Genomic DNA, 20,862 nt, shown 5'->3' on the forward strand with positions numbered 1-20,862 from the left:
GCTGGCATTATCCAGATCAGGTAATACGGGTATTTCTCAGCCTTCATTTAAGAAGGGCACCCCGAGTCATGAAGATTACATTTCTTTATCAATTAGTAGGTTACGCCAAGTCACGTGCTGATACAAGATTGATCTTACGAATATTACATCTTCACGCTGTACCTCACCTTGTACCCCATTTTGTACCTCATAGGAAAACAATAGAACTTAATACTTTTCAAATCAACTTCTGACCTGATCCACCATCACAATCTCTATAATCAATATCAATCGATATATATACGGCGTCAGATTAAATGTGCGAGCCTGCGTACATGGTACTCGATCGCTCTCAATGATTGCTGTGTTAAAAAAGGTCGCGTAAGCGGCCTTTTTCATAATGAATGATGCTGAGACGCAATCATTTGTTTTCAGTGTTCTCTGGTTATAAAATGCAAAAACCGTTACCAAAAGGAGCTGGTTATGAGTTTTAGTCTGCCGGGGTTTAACTTGTTCTACCTTTCAAGGGATAACCTTGAACCAGAGAAGTATGAACTGATAACCCGTCCTTCTGTTACATGGGATTACATCAGGCAGGAATACGAGTTCGATGACAGATATCGCGATCATTATCACGTTGAAGGGCTAAGACCTCGCCCGTCATATTCACGTAGCTATGCTTACCAAAACAATCATACCTATGGGTTCAATACTGAAAGACGCCTGAGATACCTTGTCTTCAGAGGTGAAATCGTGATGTTAGACCGCTATGGTTCCCCTGGAGAGCTTTTCTATATCGACGACCAAGGTCAGCTTATCTGTAAGAAGTACCAGGCGTTTAAATGAATGGTGCTGAACAGATCCTGAAAGAATACAGGAGTTCTGTAGGATGCAGGTACTACTGTTCAGGAAAGCCCCGCCCAACTTCGTTTTTACTATCTTTCTCCGGTGGAACATCAGCACCAGCTTCTGAGCCGACATACCAGACGATTAACAGCAAGGCCGCAGGACGCCTACTGGCGGCTGGCGGTGTCTACAATGGTAATGTTGAGGGCTTCAGGAAAACAGCAGAGCAGTTAGGTGGAGACGCTGTTAAGGGATATGATCAAGTACTGAATGAGCAAACAGCAGGTACAGCTATTGCGGCGGCTTCCATTCTGTTAGCGAAACGACCTAACCCACAACTATATGATGAAATGACAAGCTATCTGGGGAAACTCAGAGGTGAATCCAGATTAGTTAATGGAATTACAGTTACCGATATTAATTATACTAAAAGAAATCCAGCAGAAGCAGCATTATTAAGAAAAGAATTCGATAGCACAGTAAGAAAGAAATTTGTTAAAGAAATTGCTGCTACTCCTGATGCAGCTAATATTTTTTCACCATCACAGTTACTTAGGATGAATAGTGGGAAGTCTCCAGATGGATGGGATGTTCACCACAAACTTCCATTAGATGATGGTGGTACTAATTCTTTTAAGAACTTAGTGTTAATCGAAAAGGAACCATTTCATAAGATTTTTACAAACATGCAGAGGTCAGCAGTTAAAAATTTAGTACCAGGGGAAAGTAGAGTAACACCGTGGGCAATACCTACTGGTTCAATTTACCCACTTAAATAACTTTATGGAATCAAGAAAATGAAAATAGAAAACATTCTTGCAGAACTGAAAAGTGAAATGATTAAGTGGGAGTATCCAGTTCAAGACCCAATTGGGAAATCATTTCTTAATAGTATTTTGAACAGAAAACCTGATTCAACTACAACACCAATGTTAGAAAATTTAGTAGACGAACTGTGTGTTTTATTTTCCAACCAACCCGACTACATCACATTTTTAGAGTATATGGACGGATTTGAATATGACGGTCTTACTCTATTCAGTTTGTCTACCCCTGAACCATTAGTTAAAAATCTATTTGTAATGAATGATTTCTATAGAGATAATGAAGATTTTATAGATCCTGATCTTGCAGAAAGATTAGTAATAGGTGAAAATAGCATATCATTATTCACATATGACACTAAATCCAATCTATTTGAAATTAGGGATAATATATCTACAGAAAGTGTATTTGGATCATTTGACAATTTCTATGATTTTCTAAAAGAAATACTTGAAGCAGTCAAGTAAGTACTATCTCTGTAAACCGCCCCCTATTGATTAAACGTTGCACAGGGGGCTTTCCTAAAATAAAAACATGAACTTCGCTTTATTACATTTACTGGCAACCATTCCAGACTAACTATGGAAGACTATACCTCTCTCTGCTTTATGTTCCATTTTTTCTTGCTGAAAGGGTTGTATTTTAACTTGTAGGTAATCAATATAAAAGAAAATACTAAAACTGTAAGTTGCTGCCAGGTAGAGAATGGTGTTTGGGTTGCTGAAGAAGTAAGAATAAGAACCCATAACAATATCAATATTAGATTGACTGTATCTTGTAATTCAGATATTGAATATGGCTGAGGGCGGCGTGAAATATGAGTTTTAAAAAGATGTCCACAAAAGAAAGGCTCAAGCATATCTAAATGGTACTCCCAGTTTTCTTGCCAGTACTTCCCGCTTTGAGAAATACCACTACTAATCATGGAAATCAGGTATCCTAATAAAGAAATAACTGATATTGCTAAAAAGTATTCTGTCCGCTTCTCAAGTGGGGCATCATAAAATAGTTTTGCAAATATACCAATAAGAACAAGTAATGCTCCATTTACAGGCCACATAAAAGTAGCCCTTTTCCAGTATAATTCAATCTCAAATTTTCTTGTATCCAGCGTTTGCTTATATGCTTCACTTAATATAGTTAATTGTTTCTCTGTTGGAGCTGATTGTTTATAAACTTCTTCACCTAATATTGCGGCAAAATAATCGATATTTTTTTGGAAGTGATTGTTTTGTAATGAATTGTCTTTTTCATTTGTAATGGATTGCATGGTAAGCCCTTATCCGTTATAACCTACACAAAATAACAGCATAGCTATGACATGAAAGCGAGTTTTTGGGAAGGAATCTTTATGGATATCACGCTGCTCAACAGGGGCTGGAACAGAACATGGTCAGATACCATGGTGAATCTGGAAGCCCGGAAACTCGTCGAAACAGCAAATCGGCTGTCAGCATTCTATTTGCAAGATGGGATAACTCGTATCAAGTTTGTTTAAGAGATAAAACAGGTTGTAGAGAAAGAATTTGAAACAGCACGACGAGCTATAACCGATGAAGAATGCATTGTATGCATCAAAAATCTGCGTGCTGAAACACACAATCTATTGAACATGAGCGTCTGTTAAGAACCAAGTCCGCACAGCTTTACGCGAAGATAGAATTTGTTCGAGAAAATAATAAAATCGTTGGTTATGTTATATCAGCTGTAAATGTGGTTCTATCAGGCGTGGTTCTCTTTGGTGGCTTTATGATGTTATCCACTATGGGGCCGATTGGTATGCTGGCTGGGGCAGTCTTGATTGCCGATGGAATGAACGGATTAACGAAAGAAGTGCTCAACTTTGATCAGCCAGCAGGACATAAACCCTCGCAAGGTATTATTGCTGACTCTGCGATGCATACGGCCCAGTTTATGGGATTTAATCCTAACACGGGCCTGGCTCTCTATAATGGTGTTACTCTTGCTGCCGGTGTGTACAGCATAGCTGGACTCGCTCGAAAAACCGGAGCCTGGAGATTATTCCGCTGGCTTCCACACGATTACTATCGCAAAGTCAGTACAATGAGCCCCCCTAAGTTAACAATGAAGATTGTCGGTTATGGTGTTAAAGCAAAAGTGATTTTCGACCTTTTGACAACAGAAAATGGAACCAGTTAATCCTTGATGGTTTTACGGTAACGCCAGGATTTATAGGAAATTACCGGAGGCTGTGCGAAGGACATAATGGCAACCCCAAAGACCATCGCCAGCCCCCATGCAATTGCTCTGTCAGGTGAGCTGAAGACGACAAGTAGCAATAGGACAAAGGTACACGCACTCACCACTCCCGCCAAGGTAACAAATCGTCTAGCGAGGTCATTTATGGCCTCTCCAAGCGTTCCTCCATATTTTTCAATATTGCATTTTATCTTCTGCAATTCGGGCTGCGTAAAACCAGAACGTAACAAAGCCTCATCAGTCACTTTCATATCGTATCGACCCTTGTCTACCATAAATGGTTTCTCAATCCCTGCTTGAGTCAGCAATCATACTGATGAACTTTACAGCAATCCAGCCGAAACTTTGCGGCAGACTCTACCGCCCCTTTCCTTAGCCCTAAGTACCAAGACGTTACAACCAGTCCAAACCATGAATCACGTAACAAACTGAACATAAAGGAAAAGTGTGCAAAAAGCGTCTTGTAATCCCTGAACCGCTTTTCTCATGTCCTACCACCTGTTGCAAGTGTGCCAGGCTACCAACCCAGCCAGCTAAATATTTTGCAGGTAATGTCGAGATAATGCGCTTAAAGGGGCTATCTGCCCCCCTTAACGTCCCTCAATGGCACGATTTGTCACACACTTTTCTCTCTTTTTACAGTCCTGACAAAATACGCGTAACCGGCTGTTTTTGTTTGGCATAAAGCGCAATTTTTATTCTTGAAATGAGGATATTCCCTCCCCCGTACCGCATGTCATAAAACAGTAAACAAATTAACCATTGAGCCTCGTGACAAAAGGCTCTATATTGGCGGCGTTTTTTTCAGGCCCCCATCTGTTTTTTAACTTTTTATTCAATCGTTGCTCATAACGAAGCGGCGGTTGTAGGAGTGATATGATGACGGATAAAGTCCGTATTGACACCGTAGATGCCCACAAAAGCAACGAAACCTATCTGGCCCGTCAGGCCGAGTTTGAATCTAACGTCAGGAGTTATCCGCGCAAACTGCCTTTAGCAATCACTAAAGCAGAAGGCGTGTGGATCACCGATGCAGACAATAAAGAATACCTTGACTGTTTAGCAGGCGCAGGCACCCTTGCGCTTGGACATAACCATCCTGATGTGCTGAAAAGCATCCAAAATGTCATTACCAGCGGCTTGCCGTTACATACTCTGGATCTGACTACGCCTCTGAAAGACGCGTTCTCAGAATATCTGCTCTCTCTGCTGCCTGGTCAGGGCAAAGAGTACTGCCTGCAGTTCACCGGTCCATCCGGTGCTGATGCCGTTGAAGCGGCGCTGAAACTGGCGAAAAAAGTGACCGGTCGTAGCGGTATCATCAGCTTCTCTGGTGGTTACCACGGTATGACTCACGGCGCACTGGCCGTTACCGGCAACCTGTCTCCGAAAGAAGCGGTTAACGGTATGATGCCAGAAGTGCAGTTCATGCCTTACCCACACCAGTACCGTTGCCCACTGGGTATCGGCGGTGAGGCGGGTGTGAAAGCGCTGACCTACTATTTCGAAAACTTGATCAACGACGTTGAAAGCGGCGTGCGTAAACCTGCGGCAGTGATCCTTGAAGCCGTTCAGGGTGAAGGCGGCGTTAACCCGGCTCCGGTTGAGTGGCTGCAGCGCATCCGTAAAGTGACTCAGGAACACGGCATTCTGCTGATCCTCGACGAAGTTCAGGCTGGCTTTGCCCGTACCGGTAAATTCTTCGCCTTCGAACACGCGGGCATTGAGCCAGACATCATCGTGATGTCTAAAGCGGTTGGCGGCGGTCTGCCACTGGCGGTACTCGGCATCAAAAAACAGTTCGATGCGTGGGCACCAGGCCACCACACCGGTACCTTCCGCGGCAACCAGCTGGCAATGGCAACCGGTCTGACAACGCTGAAAATCCTGAAAGACCAGAATATCGCGGGCAAAGTGGCCGCACAGGGCGAATGGCTGAAAGGCCAGCTGAACGAGATGGCGAAACGCTATCCGGTTATCGGTCACGTTCGCGGCCTGGGCATGATGATCGGGATTGAGATCGTTAAGCCACACGAAGCGGCAGACCACATGGGTTGCTACCCGGGTGATGGCGAGCTGTCTGCACTGATTCAGAAGAAGTGCTTCGAAGCCGGCCTGATTCTGGAGCGCGGTGGTCGCAACGGTATTGTTCTGCGTCTGCTGCCTTCCCTGCTGATCAGCGATGATGAGCTGAAAGTCTTCCTGGATAAATTCGAGCAGGCGCTGCTTGCTGCGGGCGTTCGCCCGGCGTAACCGGAGTTGTTGAACACGATGTCAGATTCAAACCCAATTTTGTTCTCCTCTGCGCAGAGCATTGAAGCTTACCAGCAGGCGATTGAACAAAGCACTCAGGCTGTGATGCAGTGGCTGAAACAGCCTGAGATGTATCAGGGCAAAACGGTCGCGGAACTGCGCGACCGTATTAAGCTGGATTTCAACCCGAAAGGGCTGGGCAACGAAGCGGCAATTGAACGCGCCGTGGAGTTCTTCCTGAAAGACAGCCTGTCCGTTCATCACCCGCAGTGTGTGGCGCACCTGCACTGCCCAAGCCTGGTGGTTAGCCAGGCAGCGGAAGTGCTGATTAACGCCACTAACCAGAGCATGGACTCCTGGGATCAAAGCCCGTCCGCAACCATCATTGAGATCAAGCTGATCGAATGGCTGCGTACCCGCGTGGGTTATCAGGCTGGCGACGCCGGTGTGTTCACCAGCGGCGGCACGCAGAGTAACCTGATGGGTCTGATGCTGGCCCGTGATGCGTTCTTCGCGCGTCAGGGTCATTCCGTTCAGCAGGACGGCCTGGTTGGCGATCTGCGTAAAATCCGCGTGCTGTGCTCTGAAAACGCACACTTCTCCGTGCAGAAAAACATGGCGCTGATGGGTCTGGGCTACCAGTCCGTCGTGCAGGTGAAAACGGATGAATTCTCGCGCATGGATCTCAACGATCTGGCAGCGAAAATTGAGCAGTGCAATGCTAACGGCGAGCAGATCCTGGCGATTGTTGCCACTGCCGGTACTACCGATGCAGGTGCAATCGATCCGCTGCGTGCCATTGCTGAACTGGCGGCGAAACAGAATATCTGGGTACACGTTGATGCGGCCTGGGGCGGCGCGCTGCTGATGTCTGAGCAGTATCGTCACTACCTGGACGGTATCGAGCTGGTGGATTCCGTTACTCTGGACTTCCACAAGCAGTTCTTCCAGACTATCAGCTGCGGTGCGTTCCTGCTCAAAGAAGCGCGCCACTATGAGCTGATGCGCTATCAGGCTGCCTATCTGAACTCTGAGTTCGATGAAGAAGCTGGCGTGCCTAACCTGGTGTCCAAATCTCTGCAGACGACCCGTCGTTTCGACGCGCTGAAGCTGTGGATGAGCCTGGAAGCGCTGGGTCAGGAACAATACGCGGCGATCATCGATCACGGTGTTACGCTGGCACAGCAGGTTGCGGCTTACGTGAAAGAGCAGACTGCTCTGGAACTGGTTATGCAGCCGCAGCTGGCAAGCGTACTGTTCCGCTTCCGTGGACAGGTACAGATGGACGACGCGGGTATCGCCCTGCTGAACCAGAAAATTGGTGATGCGCTGCTGGAATCCGGCCGTGCTAACGTCGGCGTGACCGAGCATAACGGCGTCACCTGCCTGAAGCTGACTCTGCTGAACCCAACCGTGACTCTGGAGGACATTAAAGTCCTGCTGTCGCTGGTTGAGCGTACCGCACAGGAAGTTCTGGCGAAGTAATATCCAGCCCCTCTTCCGCCGGAAGAGGGGCTCTCTTTACAGCCCTGCCCACCACAGTCTGAGCTTCATTCCCCAGTAACTTGTCCACCCCGTAGTAGTACTGACCACTTTCCCCTTCGACACGATCACCAGCGTCGGTGTTACGCTCACCTGCCACGCCTGCGACAGCGCACCGTTGGCATCGTTGACCACCGGCATGACCAGCTGTTTCTTGTCGACCCAGCGCGCCAGCTTTGCATCGTCGCCGGAACGCATGGCGATACTTACGACGTTGCCACCCTGTTCTGCCAGCGTATTGACTGAGGGCGTCGTAAACCGGCAGATGCTGCACCAGGTTGCCCATACGTATATCAGCAGCGGGCGTTCCTGGCTGAGTGCCGTTATATCGTGGATCTTTCCGTCGATGCTGTGCATCGGTGTAGCGCTAAAGCTGGCGGGGAGTGTGGGCTTGCGGTATTGATCCACACCCCACATTACGGCCAGCGCGAGCAGAAAGAAGATGATCCCTTCCCGCGCCCAGCGGCGCAGTCGACTGAATTTGCGGTTTTCCATTGTGACCTCTTGATGAATCGACGGTCATCTTAGCGAGCAATGCGCCATCACGCTGTAAAGAAGTGTCGGGTCATTTCGTTCGCAACGTGTCGGCCATCAGCGTAAAGCAGGATTCGATAAGCGGAGGAAGCGGCTGCGGGGCGCGCATTAACGCCACCGTGCGGGCCAGGGCCGGTTGTTGAAGATGTACCACCCTGAGCTGCGGGTCCTGGAGGTGCGTGGTATAGAGCTGCGGTAAAATCGCCACGGCGAGTTTCGAGCGCACCAGACCATACAAAGTTTCGATGTAGTCCACCTGATAGCGTGTCGGCAACGACAAACGGTGGCTTTCCGCGAGCGCCGCAACCAGACGCTGAATATTGCCTTTTGAGAACACGGCGATATCCCGCCCTGCCAGTTGCTTCCAGGGCAGGTGCGCCGACGCGGCCAGCGGATCGTCGCTGTGAATGACCGCGACAAACGGGTCATCCTGTAAGGGAAACACGTTCAGCTGGTCGGGAACAGAGTTATCGAGCGCACCAATGCCGAAATCAATCTGCCCTTTCAGCAGCTGGACCACCAGCGCATCGTTGGTTTGATCGTGAAATTCCACCCTGAGGCGGGGAAAAGCCTGCGCGAGCGTCCGGGGCAACAAGGGGAACAGCAGCGAACTCACGGAAGGGATCAGCCCGATACGCACCGTACCTTCTCCGCCCGCCTGAACAATGTGCTGCATGTCGTCAAACGCAAGCTGCGCCACGCTGAGCACCCGCTGCGCGTGCGGCAGGATGGCATTGCCAAGCTCCGTCAACGTCACGGCCGAGGCGGTCCGGTTAACCAGTTTGCCCCCAAGCACCGTCTCGATTTGCCGCAACGCACTGCTGAGGGCCGGCTGGCTGATAGCCAGTTTGCTGGCGGTATCAGTAAAATGACGCAGCTGCGCCAGAGTGACAAAATACTGTAGCTGTCGAAGAGAGAGCGCGGGCAAGCGCTGCCAGGGTTCCGTCATGATTATCCATTACACGCGTCACAGAATAACCCGGGGTTATCGGGCGATAAATTTTATCAGCTGGGCAAACGTTTGCCGTGTGCATAGAGTAGCGTCATTATTTTGATGCTGGAACTGTTAATTGCATGACTGCTGAAACCCGACGCCGCGCCGTTCAGGCTGCACGAGGCGAAATGCCCTTTGACCTGCTGCTCACCGATACCCGTATTGTGGATATGGTCACCGGTGAGATCCGCGAAGCGGATGTTGGTATCGTGGGATCACTGATTGCCAGTGTCCATCCGCGCGGCAGCCGCAACGACGCACATGAGACCCACGCGCTGAACAACCAGTTTCTGTCGCCAGGGCTGATCGATACCCACGTCCACCTTGAAAGCTCCCATCTTATGCCCGCCCGCTACGCGGAGATTGTGCTTGCACAGGGCACCACGGCGGTCTTCTGGGATCCGCATGAACTGGCCAACGTGCTGGGCATTGACGGCGTCCGTTTTGCCATTGAGGCCAGCCGCAATCTGCCGCTGCAGGTGATGGTCGCCGCGCCTTCAAGCGTGCCCTCAACGCCCGGCCTGGAAATGTCCGGGGCGGATTTTGCCGGAGACGAGATGAACACCCTGCTTGGCTGGCCGGAAGTGCGCGGTGTGGCTGAAGTGATGGACATGCATGGGGTGCTTAATGGCAGCCAGCGTATGCTTGAAATTATGCAGGCCGGGCTCGACAGCGGAAAGCTGATTGAAGGCCATGCCCGCGGTCTCAGCGGTGCGGATTTACAGGCTTATCTGGCAGCAGGCGTGACTTCTGACCATGAGTTAACGTCGGCTGACGATGCGCTGGAAAAACTGCGTGCCGGGCTGACGCTGGAGATCCGCGGTTCGCACCCTTATCTGCTGCCCGATATTGTCAGCGCCCTGAAAACGCTCCCCCATCTTTCGTCTCACATCACGGTTTGTACCGATGATGTTCCGCCAGACATCCTCATGGAAAAAGGCGGGATCATCGCGCTGCTGAACCTGCTGATTGAACATGGATTAGCGGCCACCGACGCACTGCGTTTTGCAACGCTCAATGCAGCCATTCGCCTGCAGCGTAACGACCTGGGGCTGATTGCCGCCGGGCGTCGCGCGGATCTGGTGGTGTTTGACTCGCTGGATAAACTGACGGCGCGCCAGGTCTACGTCGCCGGAAAGCTGATTGCCCGGGACGGGGCAACGCTCGAACCTGTTGCTGATACGCCTCTTACGTTGCCGCGTGATACCGTACGGTTGTCTGCCCTGACCGCTGATGATTTTTACATGCGCATTGGCAACGCGAACCATGGCGTGGCTCGCTTGCGCCACATCTGCGGCGCGCGCTTTACCCGCTGGGGTGAAACAGATGTGCAGGTGCGCGACGGGTGCGTGCAGATCCCGGACGGTTTTAGCCTGATCTGGGTTCAGCATCGCCATGCCCGTCATGCAGCAAAACCGCAAATTGCCCTGCTTGAAGGCTGGGGGGAACTGCGCGGGGCGATTGCCACCAGCTACTCGCACGACTCTCACAACCTGGTGGTTTTGGGCCGCGATCCGAACGATATGGCGCTGGCTGCCAATACGCTTATCAACAGCGGTGGTGGCATGGCGCTGGCGCAACAGGGTGACGTGATTGCCCACGTTGCCATGCCGATTGCGGGCATGCTGTCGGAACTGCCACCTGCCGAGCTGGCGCTGCAGTTCAGGACGCTGCGCGATCGCAGCAGTCTGATTGCCGACTGGGAACCGCCGTATCGGGTCTTTAAGGCCATCGAAGGAACCTGCCTTGCCTGTAATGCCGGGCCACATTTGACCGATCTTGGACTGACCGATGGCAGCACGCGCCAGATTGTCGATCCGCTGATTTCTTACCGGGAAACCCCGGACAACACACAATAATACCGAAGGAGAGCCGGATAATGGCCGACAATACCGTTAATTCGCCAGCACCAGGGCGCTGGCTTGAACGTCGTTTTGCACTCCGTGCACGCGGGAGCACCGTGCGCACCGAGTGCCTGGCGGGTATCACCGGTTTTCTCGCCGCCGCCTATTTGCTGGTGGTGATCCCAGGGCTGCTGGCCGTGGGGGGAATGGACAAAGGCGCCGCGACCACGGGCACCATTCTGGTCTTCGTTGCCGGGACGCTGCTGATGGCGTTTTACGCCAACCTGCCGTTTATCGTCGGGCCAGGAATTGGTGGCTCGGTGCTGGTCGGTGTGACGCTTGCGGGCAGTGAAGGCATTGGCTGGCAAATTGGTCTGGGTATCGCCTGCTGGTCGGGGATTTTATTCTTTCTGCTGACCCGGTTTGGCCTGCGCGAAGTGGTAACCCGCTCGGTGCCACAGTCCATCAAGCTGGGGCTGACGGCCTCCATCGGGCTGTTTGTCGCCGTACTCGGTTTCCGCAACGCCGGGCTGGTGCTGGCGAATGCCAAAACGAACGCACTGATGCTGGGAGATTTTTTATCACCCGGTGCGCTGGTGGCGTTGCTCGGCCTGTTCCTGGCTATCGGCCTGCAGGCTCGTCGTATTCCGGGTGCGATCCTGTGGGCTATCCTGCTCGCGACCCTCGTGGGTATTCCGATGGGCGTCACGAAATTACCCGCCAGTTTTATCGATGTGCCCCACTCCATCGCTCCCGTCCTCGGGCATGTCGATATGCTGGGCGCGCTGAATATTGCCTTTCTGCCGTTCCTGTTTGTCTTCTTCGCCTCCGAGTTTTTCTCCACCATGGGAACAACGCTGGCGGTGGGCGGGGAAGCAGGGCTGCTGGATGAAGAAGGCAATATGCCAAACATTAACCGCCCGTTTATGGTGGACTCCATTGCCGCCGCAATTGGCCCGTGGGTAGGTATTCCTGCCGCCACGGCGCTGATTGAATCGTCCGCAGCCGCAGAAGCCGGCGGCAAAACCGGCATGACCGCGCTGGCCGCGGCGGTAATGTTCCTGCTGATGCTGCTGTTTACCCCTGTGGCGCTGATGATCCCGAAAGAAGCCACGGCGCCCGCCCTGATCCTCATCGGGCTGAATATGTTTAGCGGTTTACGTAAGGTTGATCTGGCGAACTTCACCGACGGCTTGCCGGTGTTGATGATGGTGATGATTACGCTGATTGCCAACAGTTTCGGGACCGGTATTGCGGGCGGGCTGCTGTTTTATATCGTTATCAAAGCGATTGCCGGGAAATGGCGCGATATCCCCGTCGGTCTTTGGATCCTCGCCATTCCCCTGGTGTATTACTTCGCCACGCTGGTGAAGCACTAACCCTCGCGCCGCTTTTCCTTCGGGGTATAGCCGTAATCGAAATGGCTATACCCCGCGCTGTAATACAGCGCCGCAGATTTCACGATATCATTGAGAATGGCACCGTTCACCTGCACACCCATCTGCTGCAGACGCTTTACACAGTTTTCCGTCTCTTTCACGTTGGTTTTACCAAAGCGGGCAACCAGTAACGTGGTTGCGGCCACTCTGGCAATCAGCACCGCATCGGTCACGGCCAGCACCGGCGGTGTATCAACAATAACAACGTCATAATGTGCATTCATCCCCGACATCACCTCCTGGAAGCGTTCTCCCATGAGCAGCTCCACGGGACGTAACGGCTGGGGACCGCAGGTCAGAACATCAAATCCCGCCTTATCAACGCGCTGGATCGCCTCCTGCCACGCCACATTTCCCTCAAGTACAGCGGATAATCCGTGATGGTTGTTCAGCTTAAAGAGATTATGCACATAGCCTTTACGCATATCCGCATCGATAAAGAGCACCCGCTTTCCGGCCTGAGCCGCTATTGATGCCAGTGACGTGCTGACCAGCGTTTTGCCGCAATTCTGCGTGGGGCCCGTAATCACCACGATCTGGTTTGAGGCGTCCATCATCGTGAAGTGCAGGCTGGTACGCAGTCCGCGCATCGCTTCAACAAACATATCCGCTGGCCGGTCTGTGGGCAGGAAGGGGATATCCGAAGTTTTGTGTTTCCCGTGGGGCGCCAAAAAGTGCTTTCGGCGCAAATGCGTTTTTTTCCACAGCCAGACCGAGCGCGGCAGCGTCGCCAGAACCGGCATCCCCTGCTCTTCTATTTGCTCTGACGAGGTGATCCCTCGCCGACAGGCAGTACGAACCAACACCCAGCCCATGGAGACCATCAGCCCTAACAGCACGCCAGGCAGAATAATAAGCGCTTTACGGGGCTTTATTGGCTCAGGTTGCGTAACCGCGGTATCAATGATCCGCACGTTGCCGATGGCGCTGGAGCGTGAAATATTCAGTTCCTGTTGGCGTGTCAGCAGCTGCAGGTAAATGGTACGCCCGGACTCGACATCACGGCTCAGGCGCAACACTTCCTGCTGGGTAGAAGGCATAGATGAAACCCGGCTGTTCAGGCGCGCGCGTCCCTCTTCGAGCGTTTGTCGCTTCTCCCGTAATGCGCGATAGGTCGGGTGATCCTTTTTGAAAAGCTGAGAAACCTCTGCCTCACGAAAGGTCAGTTCGTTGAGCTGATTTTCCACGTTAACGACCTGATCCAGTACGGACTTCGCCTCAAGGGATAAGTCGACGGAATCGCGCTGCGCCCGATAGGCATTCAGTCGTGCTTCGGCCTCATCCAGTTCGTGACGGACCTTAGGCAACTGCTCCTGTAAAAACGCCAGACTTCGGGCATCCTGTGCCTCCTGGCGCGCAATATTCTGGCTGAGATAATTTTCTGCAATCGTATTGAGCACCACCGCTATCCTGTCCGGGTCTTCACCCGTCAGCGTCAGGGTGATCATACCGCTCTGTTTACCGGATTCCGCGACAAAGAGTCTCTTCTGCAGCGCGTTAATTGCCTCAAGCCTGGTAAAGGCTTGAAGGGTGAATTGGGTCCCTGGCTCCGCGCTGAGCGAGGTCACCAGAAGCGTGATCCCGTCTTTCACCAGCCGTTTGCCAACCCTACCGTCAGCCTTAAGCGTCTCCCCTTCCAGACGATACCGGCCCTGCCCCAGCACGGTCAGGACAACCGCTTGCGGTTTCCCCTCCTGCTGGGGCAGGTTAAGCTCACCTATCGTCATGTTGCCCGGTTTGCTGCCGCGTAGACGTTCCCAGAGACGCCCCACAACCGGGAGAACGCGCTGTTTTACCTGATATGTCAGCCCCAGATTATCAACGGTTCCCCCCAGGATCATGCGCGATTTAAGCAGCAACAGTTCAGGTTCAGCGTCGGGTGAAAGGTCAGACCCAAACTGGCTTAAGCTTTTAAGCAACGAGTTGTCCTGCTTTGCTTCTATCTGTACCAGGGCATCCGCCTGGTAGACCGGCGTGGCGCTAAACGCGTAGAGCCCCGCGCACACCGTAAACAGGAGCGTGACCAGCCCGATTAACATGCGGTGATCAATCATCTCAGCAAGTAGCTGCATAAGATCGATTTCATTACTGTGCGGTGCGGCAGCACCGTATTTGTCTGATGTATGAGAAGACATTAATGCTTCCTTCCTTTTTGACCCACACGACGAGCCCATTCCTGACTGGCTTTTACCAGTTGCCCGAAAACATATTCAAACGCTTCACGACTTTTGCGGTAAGGATCGGGAATGTCCCTGTTTTCCAGCCATTGGCCAAACAGCAGCGATTTTCCGCGACATTCGGGCGACACAGCGGCAATAAAACGCAGGTGCTCCGGCTCCATCACCAAGATCAAATCGGAGGTTTGCAACATGCTGCGCGTCATCTTGCGTGCCACGTGCCCCTCCAGCGAAACGCCGTAACACCGGGCCACCTCCCGTGCAGTTGCATCCGCCGGGCGTCCTTCAAATCCGTAAATCCCAGCCGATGTCACGAGTCTGCCGGGCAGCTGTTGTCGCAACAGCCGCTCCCCCATCGGCGAACGGCAAATATTGCCGGTGCAAACCACTAAGATTGAGTTGAACATTATTGCGGCCATGAACGGATGAAGCGGACGGTTTCGGTCAGGTCATGGACACCGCTGATGGTGGGTACCAGCTGTGTGATCACGCGATTCCAGCGTGACAACGGCGCGGTGGTGACGTAGACAATGTCATACGGTTCAAGCTGGAATTCCGTCCCCAGTACCATCGCGGAGGCATCCTTCGCATTGAGCTGATAGATATTGGCAATTTTGTCCGTCGCCCCTTTTTTGGCTACCGAGCGAATAACAAAAATCCCGGTTGCATCGGCCATATTCTGATCCAGCCCGCCTGCATTCCCCAGGGCTTCCGCCAGGGTCATTCCGCTACGATCCATCTTCAATGTGCTCTGCTTCACCACCTCACCCATCACGAACACTTTTAAGGCATCGTTACGCGGAACAAAGAGGATATCGCCCGGATACAGCAGCTTATTCTGGCTTAAATCACCGTGCTGCATCAGCGCATACAGCGAAAGGCGCGCGTCCTGGCCATTATGCGTGAGGACCACGTTACGCCAGTCGGCATCCGCGGAAAGCCCACCTGCGGCGTTGACTGCGTCCATTACCGTCAACGGAATATTGGTTATCGATTGCTGGCCTGATTTTGCCACCTCTCCCGTCACATAGGCTTTTTGTGAGCGGAAAGACGCCACGCTGACATCCACCTGCGGGCTCTCAATGACCTTCTCCAGTTGCGCGGTGATTGCTTCACGCACCTGCGCGACCGTTTTGCCTGCAACATGCAGTTTTCCGACGTAGGGATAGAAGAGCGTTCCATCCGCATTCACCCAGTTACCCGCGTCACTCGCGGCACGATACTGCCCTGCGGGCGTGGTTAATTCCGGATGATCCCAGACGGTGACCGTCAGGATGTCGCCGGTGCCTATGCGGTATTCCCAGTTTTTGACCTGCTCATCCAGAGTAGGATTTGCCTGAGATTTGAGGACAGGCGGTCGCAATCTTTCAATGAGCGCCGGGGTCAGGGGATAAATTTCCACGTGTTGATCGAGCTGATAATTCGCTTCTCCGTCAGCCATGACTTTTTTCCCGGTAATGCTGAGATCCTGACCTGGCGAAAATACGCAACCAGTTAACTGGCCGACTGAAAGAAATAAAAGTGAAAATAGCGTTGTATTTTTCATTTATATAAAAAGTTCTTTTATTGTTGTGTTTGTTGTTAAACAGATAAAAAATAAATTCATTTACATTAAAATTTTCAACGGGTTATTGTTTTAGCGGACGTATTACAAAAAACGGACAACGTTTCCCTTCCTGGCGATAAAAAAAGCAAAATCGTTCCCATTCTTTTGAAAAAAATGGAAAGAGATTGATGTCATACGGAGGCGATATTAAATGTTCTTACGTGGGAAAGCATGCGTTGAACAGTCCATTTGCGAAGTGAGAAGGTATTTTCAGAATTGATTAATGAAATAATAAATATTGGAAATATCAAATTCGGGAGATATTGACTGTAGTGATACTGCGCGCGTCATTACGACTACACAAAACCGTCCACTTTTGTTACATTTTTTTTCAAACACACCATGCTTTGGTACTTAAAATGGACTGTCTGCCTCGCGTTCCATGAACCCGCAGACGAAAAGTATCTGTAACGATATCACTGGAGAAAAAATGGCTAAGCGTAAATTGCTGCTTCTGGGTGTATTACTGTCTCTGGCGGGTTCCGCGTTTTCTGCCCCGCAAACCGCCGCTGCGCCATCAGGCATTAAAGCCTATGAGGAACAAGAGTTCATCGCTGATTTCACCAAATTCAAGATTGGCGACACCGCACCGGCGCAGTATCAAACGCCTGAGTACACCATTAAACAGTACCAGCTGCGTAACCTGCCGGCCCCGGATGCGGGTACCCACTGGACCTATATGGGCGAGAACTACGTCCTGATTGGCGATGCCGATGGCAAAATCTACAAAGCCTACAATGGAGATATCTTCTATCACCGCTAATGACATTTTAATCCGGCCCTGGCAGGAGAGCGATCGCCCCTTTTTGCGAACACTCTATCTCCACGCACGGCGCGAGGCCTGGCCATGGCTGGACGGTTCCGAGTGGCAGCTTGAAGACTTTGACGCGGCAACCCGCGACGAAGTGATTTGGGTGGCCGTTCAGGACGGGCATCGACTGGGTTTTGCTTCGGTGTGGACGAACGACAATTTCCTGCACAATCTGTTTGTCGATCCGCAGTATCAAGGTCTGGGCGTCGGTCATTTGCTCCTTAAACAGGTGCAAAAGGCGTTCACCAGTACGGGTTCGCTGAAGTGTCTGGTAAAGAATGACCGGGCTGTTGCCTTTTACCAGCGCCACGGCTGGCATATTGAAGCGAAGGGTGACTCGCCGGAAGGCGAGTACTTTTTAATGCATTACGTACAGCGTTAAACGCGGGTGACGCTTCGCTGAGCCGGCCTACAACACGTTATCTCCGTAGGCCGGGTCAGGCGCAAACGCCGCCCGGCAATTCAGACTAAAGCACTCACACCGCGCGAAACGCAATTTCACTCGGGATGACTTCGCCCTGCCAGTAAAGCTGCGCCGCAACGCGCCCCGCCAGCTGTCGATACATCTCTGCAAATTCACTGTCCGGACGGCTGACGACCGTCGGCTTCCCGCTGTCCAGATCTTCACGCAGCGAGATGTGCAGCGGCATCTGCCCAAGCAGCTGGGTGTGATACTGCGCAGCCAGTTTTTCTGCCCCACCGGTGCCAAAGATAGGCTCATGGTGTCCGCAGTTGCTGCAGATATGCATGCTCATGTTCTCGACAATACCCAGCACCGGCACGTCCACTTTCTCGAACATCACGATGCCTTTTTTGGCGTCGATCAGCGCAATGTCCTGCGGGGTGGTCACCACGACCGCTCCCGTAACCGGAATGTTTTGCGCCAGTGTCAGCTGAATGTCACCGGTGCCCGGCGGCATATCCAGCACCAGATAATCCAGATCGGGCCACATTGTCTCCTGCAGCATCTGCATCAGCGCTTTGCTGGCCATCGGGCCACGCCACACCATGGCGTTATCGTCAGTCACCAGATAACCAATGGAGTTGGTTGCCAGACCGTGGGCCATGATCGGTGCCATGTGCGTGCCATCCGGCGAGGTTGGGCGCTGGTTTTCCGCGCCCAGCATGTTAGGCACAGACGGTCCGTAAATATCGGCGTCCAGAATACCGACTTTCGCCCCTTCGGCTGCCAGCGCGAGCGCCAGGTTTACCGCCGTGGAGGATTTACCCACCCCACCCTTGCCTGAACTGACGGCAATGATGTTTTTCACGCCGTTCACGCCCGGGTGGTTTTTCACACGCTTGAGGGTGGCGATGCTGTGGGTCAGCTTCCAGTCAATGGCTTTCGCGCCGGTAATGCGCAGCAGCTCAGAGCTGGTTTGCTCTTTCAGCGCGTCAAACGCGCTGGTCCAGACGAAGGGCATCTGCAGCTCGATGTGCAGCGTATCGTCCAGCCATGCGACATGGTGTAACGCTTTCAGCGTGGTGAGATTGTGCTTCAGGGTTGGATGCTGAAAGTTAGCCAGCGTCCCGGCGACCATTGCTCTTAAGGCTTCCGGTGATTTGGCCTGGGATTGAGAACTCATCCCGACTCCTTTGTTCTTGTGAATAAGACCTTAGATGAACAAGTTTACCTGAAAGGCCGTGGTTTGTGCTTACTTAATAATGCCCCTTTTGGTAATATCAAAAACCCTTTTCACAGTTAAAAGAAGTAATGCCTACTATGACTCAAGTCGCGAAGAAAATTCTGGTAACGTGCGCACTGCCGTACGCCAACGGCTCAATCCACCTCGGCCACATGCTGGAGCATATCCAGGCTGATGTCTGGGTCCGTTACCAGCGAATGCGCGGCCACGAGGTTAACTTCATCTGCGCGGACGATGCCCACGGCACGCCGATCATGCTGAAAGCGCAGCAGTTGGGGATCTCCCCAGAGCAGATGATTGCCGAAATGAGTCAGGAGCATCAGACCGATTTTGCGGGCTTTGACATCAGCTATGACAACTATCACTCCACGCACAGCGACGAAAACCGTGAGCTGTCGGAGCTGATCTACTCTCGCCTGAAAGAGAACGGTTTTATTAAAAATCGCACCATCTCTCAGCTGTACGATCCGGAAAAAGGCATGTTCCTGCCGGACCGCTTTGTCAAAGGTACCTGCCCGAAATGTAAATCACCGGATCAGTATGGCGATAACTGCGAAGTGTGCGGCGCAACCTACAGCCCGACCGAGCTTATCGATCCGAAATCTGTTGTTTCGGGTGCCACACCGGTAATGCGTGATTCCGAGCACTTCTTCTTCGACCTGCCGTCCTTCAGCGAAATGCTGCAGGCGTGGACCCGCAGCGGTGCGCTGCAGGAGCAGGTCGCGAATAAAATGCAGGAGTGGTTCGAATCCGGTCTGCAGCAGTGGGATATCTCCCGCGATGCACCGTACTTCGGTTTCGAAATTCCGAACGCACCGGGTAAATACTTCTACGTCTGGCTGGATGCGCCAATCGGATACATGGGTTCCTTCAAGAACCTGTGCGACAAGCGCGGCGACACCGTCAGCTTTGACGAATACTGGAAGAAAGATTCCGACGCCGAGCTGTATCACTTTATCGGCAAAGACATTGTTTACTTCCACAGCCTGTTCTGGCCGGCGATGCTGGAAGGCAGTAACTTCCGTAAACCAACCAACCTGTTTGTGCACGGCTACGTGACGGTCAACGGCGCGAAGATGTCCAAATCTCGCGGTACGTTCATCAAAGCCAGCACCTGGCTGAACCACTTCGACGCGGACAGCCTGCGTTACTACTACACGGCGAAGCTCTCTTCCCGCATCGACGATATCGACCTGAACCTGGAAGATTTCGTGCAGCGCGTGAACGCCGACATCGTCAACAAAGTCGTGAACCTGGCTTCCCGTAACGCAGGCTTTATCGCCAAGCGTTTCGACGGCGTGCTGTCTGCCGAACTGGCCGATCCTGAGCTGTACAAAACCTTCACCGACGCCGCCGCGGCGGTTGGCGAAGCCTGGGAAAGCCGTGAGTTCGGTAAAGCGATTCGTGAAATCATGGCGCTGGCTGACGTGGCTAACCGCTACGTTGACGAGCAGGCACCGTGGGTTGTCGCGAAACAGGAAGGCCGCGACGCCGACCTGCAGGCGATCTGCACCATGGGCCTGAACATGTTCCGCGTGCTGATGACCTGGCTGAAGCCGGTACTGCCACAGCTGGCCTCCCGCGCTGAAGCGTTCCTCAACACCGAGCTGACCTGGGATGCTATCCAGCAGCCGCTGCTCGGCCACAAGGTGAATACCTTCAAGGCGCTGTACAACCGCATCGAGATGAAGCAGGTAGAATCCCTGGTGGAAGCGTCTAAAGAAGAGGTGAAGGCTGCCGCTGCGCCGGTGACTGGCCCGCTGGCAGACGATCCGATTCAGGAGACCATTACCTTTGATGATTTCGCCAAGGTCGATCTGCGTGTCGCACTGATTGAAAACGCGGAATTTGTCGAAGGCTCGGACAAACTGCTGCGCCTGACGCTGGATCTGGGCGGAGAGAAGCGTAACGTCTTCTCCGGTATCCGTTCTGCCTATCCTGATCCGCAGGTGCTGATTGGCCGTCAGACCGTGATGGTCGCCAACCTGGCACCGCGCAAAATGCGCTTCGGCATCTCGGAAGGCATGGTGATGGCGGCAGGTCCTGGCGGGAAAGATATCTTCCTGTTAAGCCCTGATGAAGGCGCCAAACCAGGTCAGCAGGTGAAATAATAAAAAAGCCGGAGATAATCTCCGGCTTTTTTTTG

18 protein-coding genes and 3 pseudogenes are annotated in these 20,862 nt (G+C 52.3%); 12 read left to right on the forward strand and 9 right to left on the reverse strand.

Annotated elements, in window-relative coordinates; all coding sequences use genetic code 11:
- Positions 1-462 precede the first annotated feature (462 nt).
- The 3 genes and pseudogenes from AM379_RS00005 to AM379_RS00015 all read left to right on the forward strand — a co-directional run bounded on the left by AM379_RS00005 (position 463) and on the right by AM379_RS00015 (position 2,117).
- The gene (locus AM379_RS00005) at positions 463-825 is read left to right on the forward strand and encodes a hypothetical protein (protein WP_106503341.1); all 363 of its coding nucleotides are present in this window, start codon (positions 463-465) and stop codon (positions 823-825) included.
- Positions 826-959: 134 nt separating this feature from the next.
- Positions 960-1,604: pseudogene (locus AM379_RS00010) on the forward strand (HNH endonuclease signature motif containing protein); the annotation flags it as partial.
- Positions 1,605-1,622: 18 nt separating this feature from the next.
- Positions 1,623-2,117 carry a YrhA family protein gene (locus AM379_RS00015; protein WP_032678553.1) on the forward strand — a complete coding sequence of 165 codons (495 nt, stop codon included), beginning with the start codon at positions 1,623-1,625 and terminating at the stop codon, positions 2,115-2,117.
- A 122-nt stretch (positions 2,118-2,239) separates the two neighbouring features.
- Here AM379_RS00015 and AM379_RS00020 read toward each other — a convergent pair whose 3' ends face one another.
- Complete coding sequence (locus AM379_RS00020; RefSeq protein WP_032678554.1) at positions 2,240-2,920, reverse strand: RipA family octameric membrane protein; 681 nt, start codon at positions 2,918-2,920, stop codon at positions 2,240-2,242.
- 81 nt (positions 2,921-3,001) lie between these two features.
- On the opposite strand from AM379_RS00020, the gene AM379_RS24275 reads away from it, so the two are divergent.
- Complete coding sequence (locus AM379_RS24275) at positions 3,002-3,148, forward strand: hypothetical protein (protein ID WP_236900318.1); 147 nt, start codon at positions 3,002-3,004, stop codon at positions 3,146-3,148.
- 3 nt (positions 3,149-3,151) lie between these two features.
- Positions 3,152-3,810: pseudogene (locus AM379_RS00025) on the forward strand (DUF4225 domain-containing protein).
- Here the strand turns inward: AM379_RS00025 and AM379_RS00030 are convergent.
- Both AM379_RS00030 and AM379_RS24280 read right to left on the reverse strand, forming a co-directional pair.
- Complete coding sequence (locus AM379_RS00030; protein ID WP_032679717.1) at positions 3,807-4,121, reverse strand: hypothetical protein; 315 nt, start codon at positions 4,119-4,121, stop codon at positions 3,807-3,809. The pseudogene AM379_RS00025 and the gene AM379_RS00030 sit on opposite strands and share 4 nt — an antisense overlap.
- Positions 4,122-4,263: 142 nt before the next feature.
- Positions 4,264-4,410 (reverse strand): annotated as a pseudogene (locus AM379_RS24280) (integrase); the annotation flags it as partial.
- 336 nt (positions 4,411-4,746) lie between these two features.
- Between AM379_RS24280 and AM379_RS00040 the strand changes: the two are divergent.
- Positions 4,747-6,123 (forward strand): diaminobutyrate--2-oxoglutarate transaminase, encoded by a 1,377-nt coding sequence (locus tag AM379_RS00040; protein ID WP_014170865.1) that lies wholly within the window; start codon positions 4,747-4,749, stop codon positions 6,121-6,123.
- Between the two features lie 18 nt (positions 6,124-6,141).
- Entirely contained in the window at positions 6,142-7,608 is a 1,467-nt protein-coding gene (locus tag AM379_RS00045) for a pyridoxal phosphate-dependent decarboxylase family protein (protein WP_020883226.1), read from the forward strand.
- A gap of 36 nt (positions 7,609-7,644) precedes the next feature.
- Here AM379_RS00045 and AM379_RS00050 read toward each other — a convergent pair whose 3' ends face one another.
- Entirely contained in the window at positions 7,645-8,160 is a 516-nt protein-coding gene (locus AM379_RS00050; RefSeq protein WP_014170867.1) for a protein disulfide oxidoreductase, read from the reverse strand.
- A gap of 70 nt (positions 8,161-8,230) precedes the next feature.
- A complete protein-coding gene (locus tag AM379_RS00055; protein ID WP_175556439.1) occupies positions 8,231-9,151 on the reverse strand; it encodes a LysR family transcriptional regulator in 921 nt (306 codons plus the stop codon).
- Between the two features lie 122 nt (positions 9,152-9,273).
- Here AM379_RS00055 and AM379_RS00060 point away from each other — a divergent pair, with 122 nt between their 5' ends.
- Together AM379_RS00060 and AM379_RS00065 are read left to right on the forward strand one after the other, a co-directional pair.
- Positions 9,274-11,052, forward strand: a complete 1,779-nt coding sequence (locus AM379_RS00060) for an adenine deaminase (RefSeq protein WP_106503343.1) — start codon at positions 9,274-9,276, stop codon at positions 11,050-11,052.
- Between the two features lie 20 nt (positions 11,053-11,072).
- Positions 11,073-12,416: an NCS2 family permease gene (locus AM379_RS00065; protein ID WP_032678560.1), complete on the forward strand. Its 1,344-nt coding sequence runs from the start codon at positions 11,073-11,075 to the stop codon at positions 12,414-12,416.
- Here the strand turns inward: AM379_RS00065 and AM379_RS00070 are convergent.
- From AM379_RS00070 to AM379_RS00080, 3 genes are read right to left on the reverse strand one after another with little or no spacing between them, the layout of a single operon-like run.
- On the reverse strand, positions 12,413-14,611 hold the full coding sequence (locus AM379_RS00070; RefSeq protein ID WP_106503344.1) for a polysaccharide biosynthesis tyrosine autokinase: 2,199 nt from the start codon (positions 14,609-14,611) through the stop codon (positions 12,413-12,415). The genes AM379_RS00065 and AM379_RS00070 overlap by 4 nt on opposite strands.
- Positions 14,611-15,060 carry an arsenate reductase/protein-tyrosine-phosphatase family protein gene (locus tag AM379_RS00075; RefSeq protein ID WP_106503345.1) on the reverse strand — a complete coding sequence of 150 codons (450 nt, stop codon included), beginning with the start codon at positions 15,058-15,060 and terminating at the stop codon, positions 14,611-14,613. Before AM379_RS00075 ends, AM379_RS00070 begins: the two co-directional genes overlap by 1 nt.
- The gene (locus tag AM379_RS00080) at positions 15,060-16,199 is read right to left on the reverse strand and encodes a polysaccharide export protein (RefSeq protein ID WP_106503346.1); all 1,140 of its coding nucleotides are present in this window, start codon (positions 16,197-16,199) and stop codon (positions 15,060-15,062) included. The genes AM379_RS00075 and AM379_RS00080 overlap by 1 nt, the downstream gene beginning before the upstream one ends.
- Positions 16,200-16,689: 490 nt before the next feature.
- On the opposite strand from AM379_RS00080, the gene AM379_RS00085 reads away from it, so the two are divergent.
- Together AM379_RS00085 and AM379_RS00090 are read left to right on the forward strand one after the other, a co-directional pair.
- A complete protein-coding gene (locus tag AM379_RS00085) occupies positions 16,690-17,022 on the forward strand; it encodes an RcnB family protein (RefSeq protein ID WP_008500887.1) in 333 nt (110 codons plus the stop codon).
- On the forward strand, positions 16,997-17,452 hold the full coding sequence (locus tag AM379_RS00090) for a GNAT family N-acetyltransferase (RefSeq protein WP_236900319.1): 456 nt from the start codon (positions 16,997-16,999) through the stop codon (positions 17,450-17,452). Before AM379_RS00085 ends, AM379_RS00090 begins: the two co-directional genes overlap by 26 nt.
- A 94-nt stretch (positions 17,453-17,546) precedes the next feature.
- Here AM379_RS00090 and apbC read toward each other — a convergent pair whose 3' ends face one another.
- Positions 17,547-18,656: an iron-sulfur cluster carrier protein ApbC gene (apbC, locus tag AM379_RS00095; RefSeq protein ID WP_020883218.1), complete on the reverse strand. Its 1,110-nt coding sequence runs from the start codon at positions 18,654-18,656 to the stop codon at positions 17,547-17,549.
- 137 nt (positions 18,657-18,793) lie between these two features.
- Between apbC and metG the strand changes: the two genes are divergently transcribed.
- Positions 18,794-20,827 (forward strand): methionine--tRNA ligase, encoded by a 2,034-nt coding sequence (gene metG, locus AM379_RS00100; protein WP_020883217.1) that lies wholly within the window; start codon positions 18,794-18,796, stop codon positions 20,825-20,827.
- Positions 20,828-20,862: the final 35 nt, after the last annotated feature.

This window comes from Enterobacter cloacae complex sp. FDA-CDC-AR_0132 (assembly GCF_003010695.1).
Classification (GTDB): domain Bacteria; phylum Pseudomonadota; class Gammaproteobacteria; order Enterobacterales; family Enterobacteriaceae; genus Enterobacter; species Enterobacter ludwigii.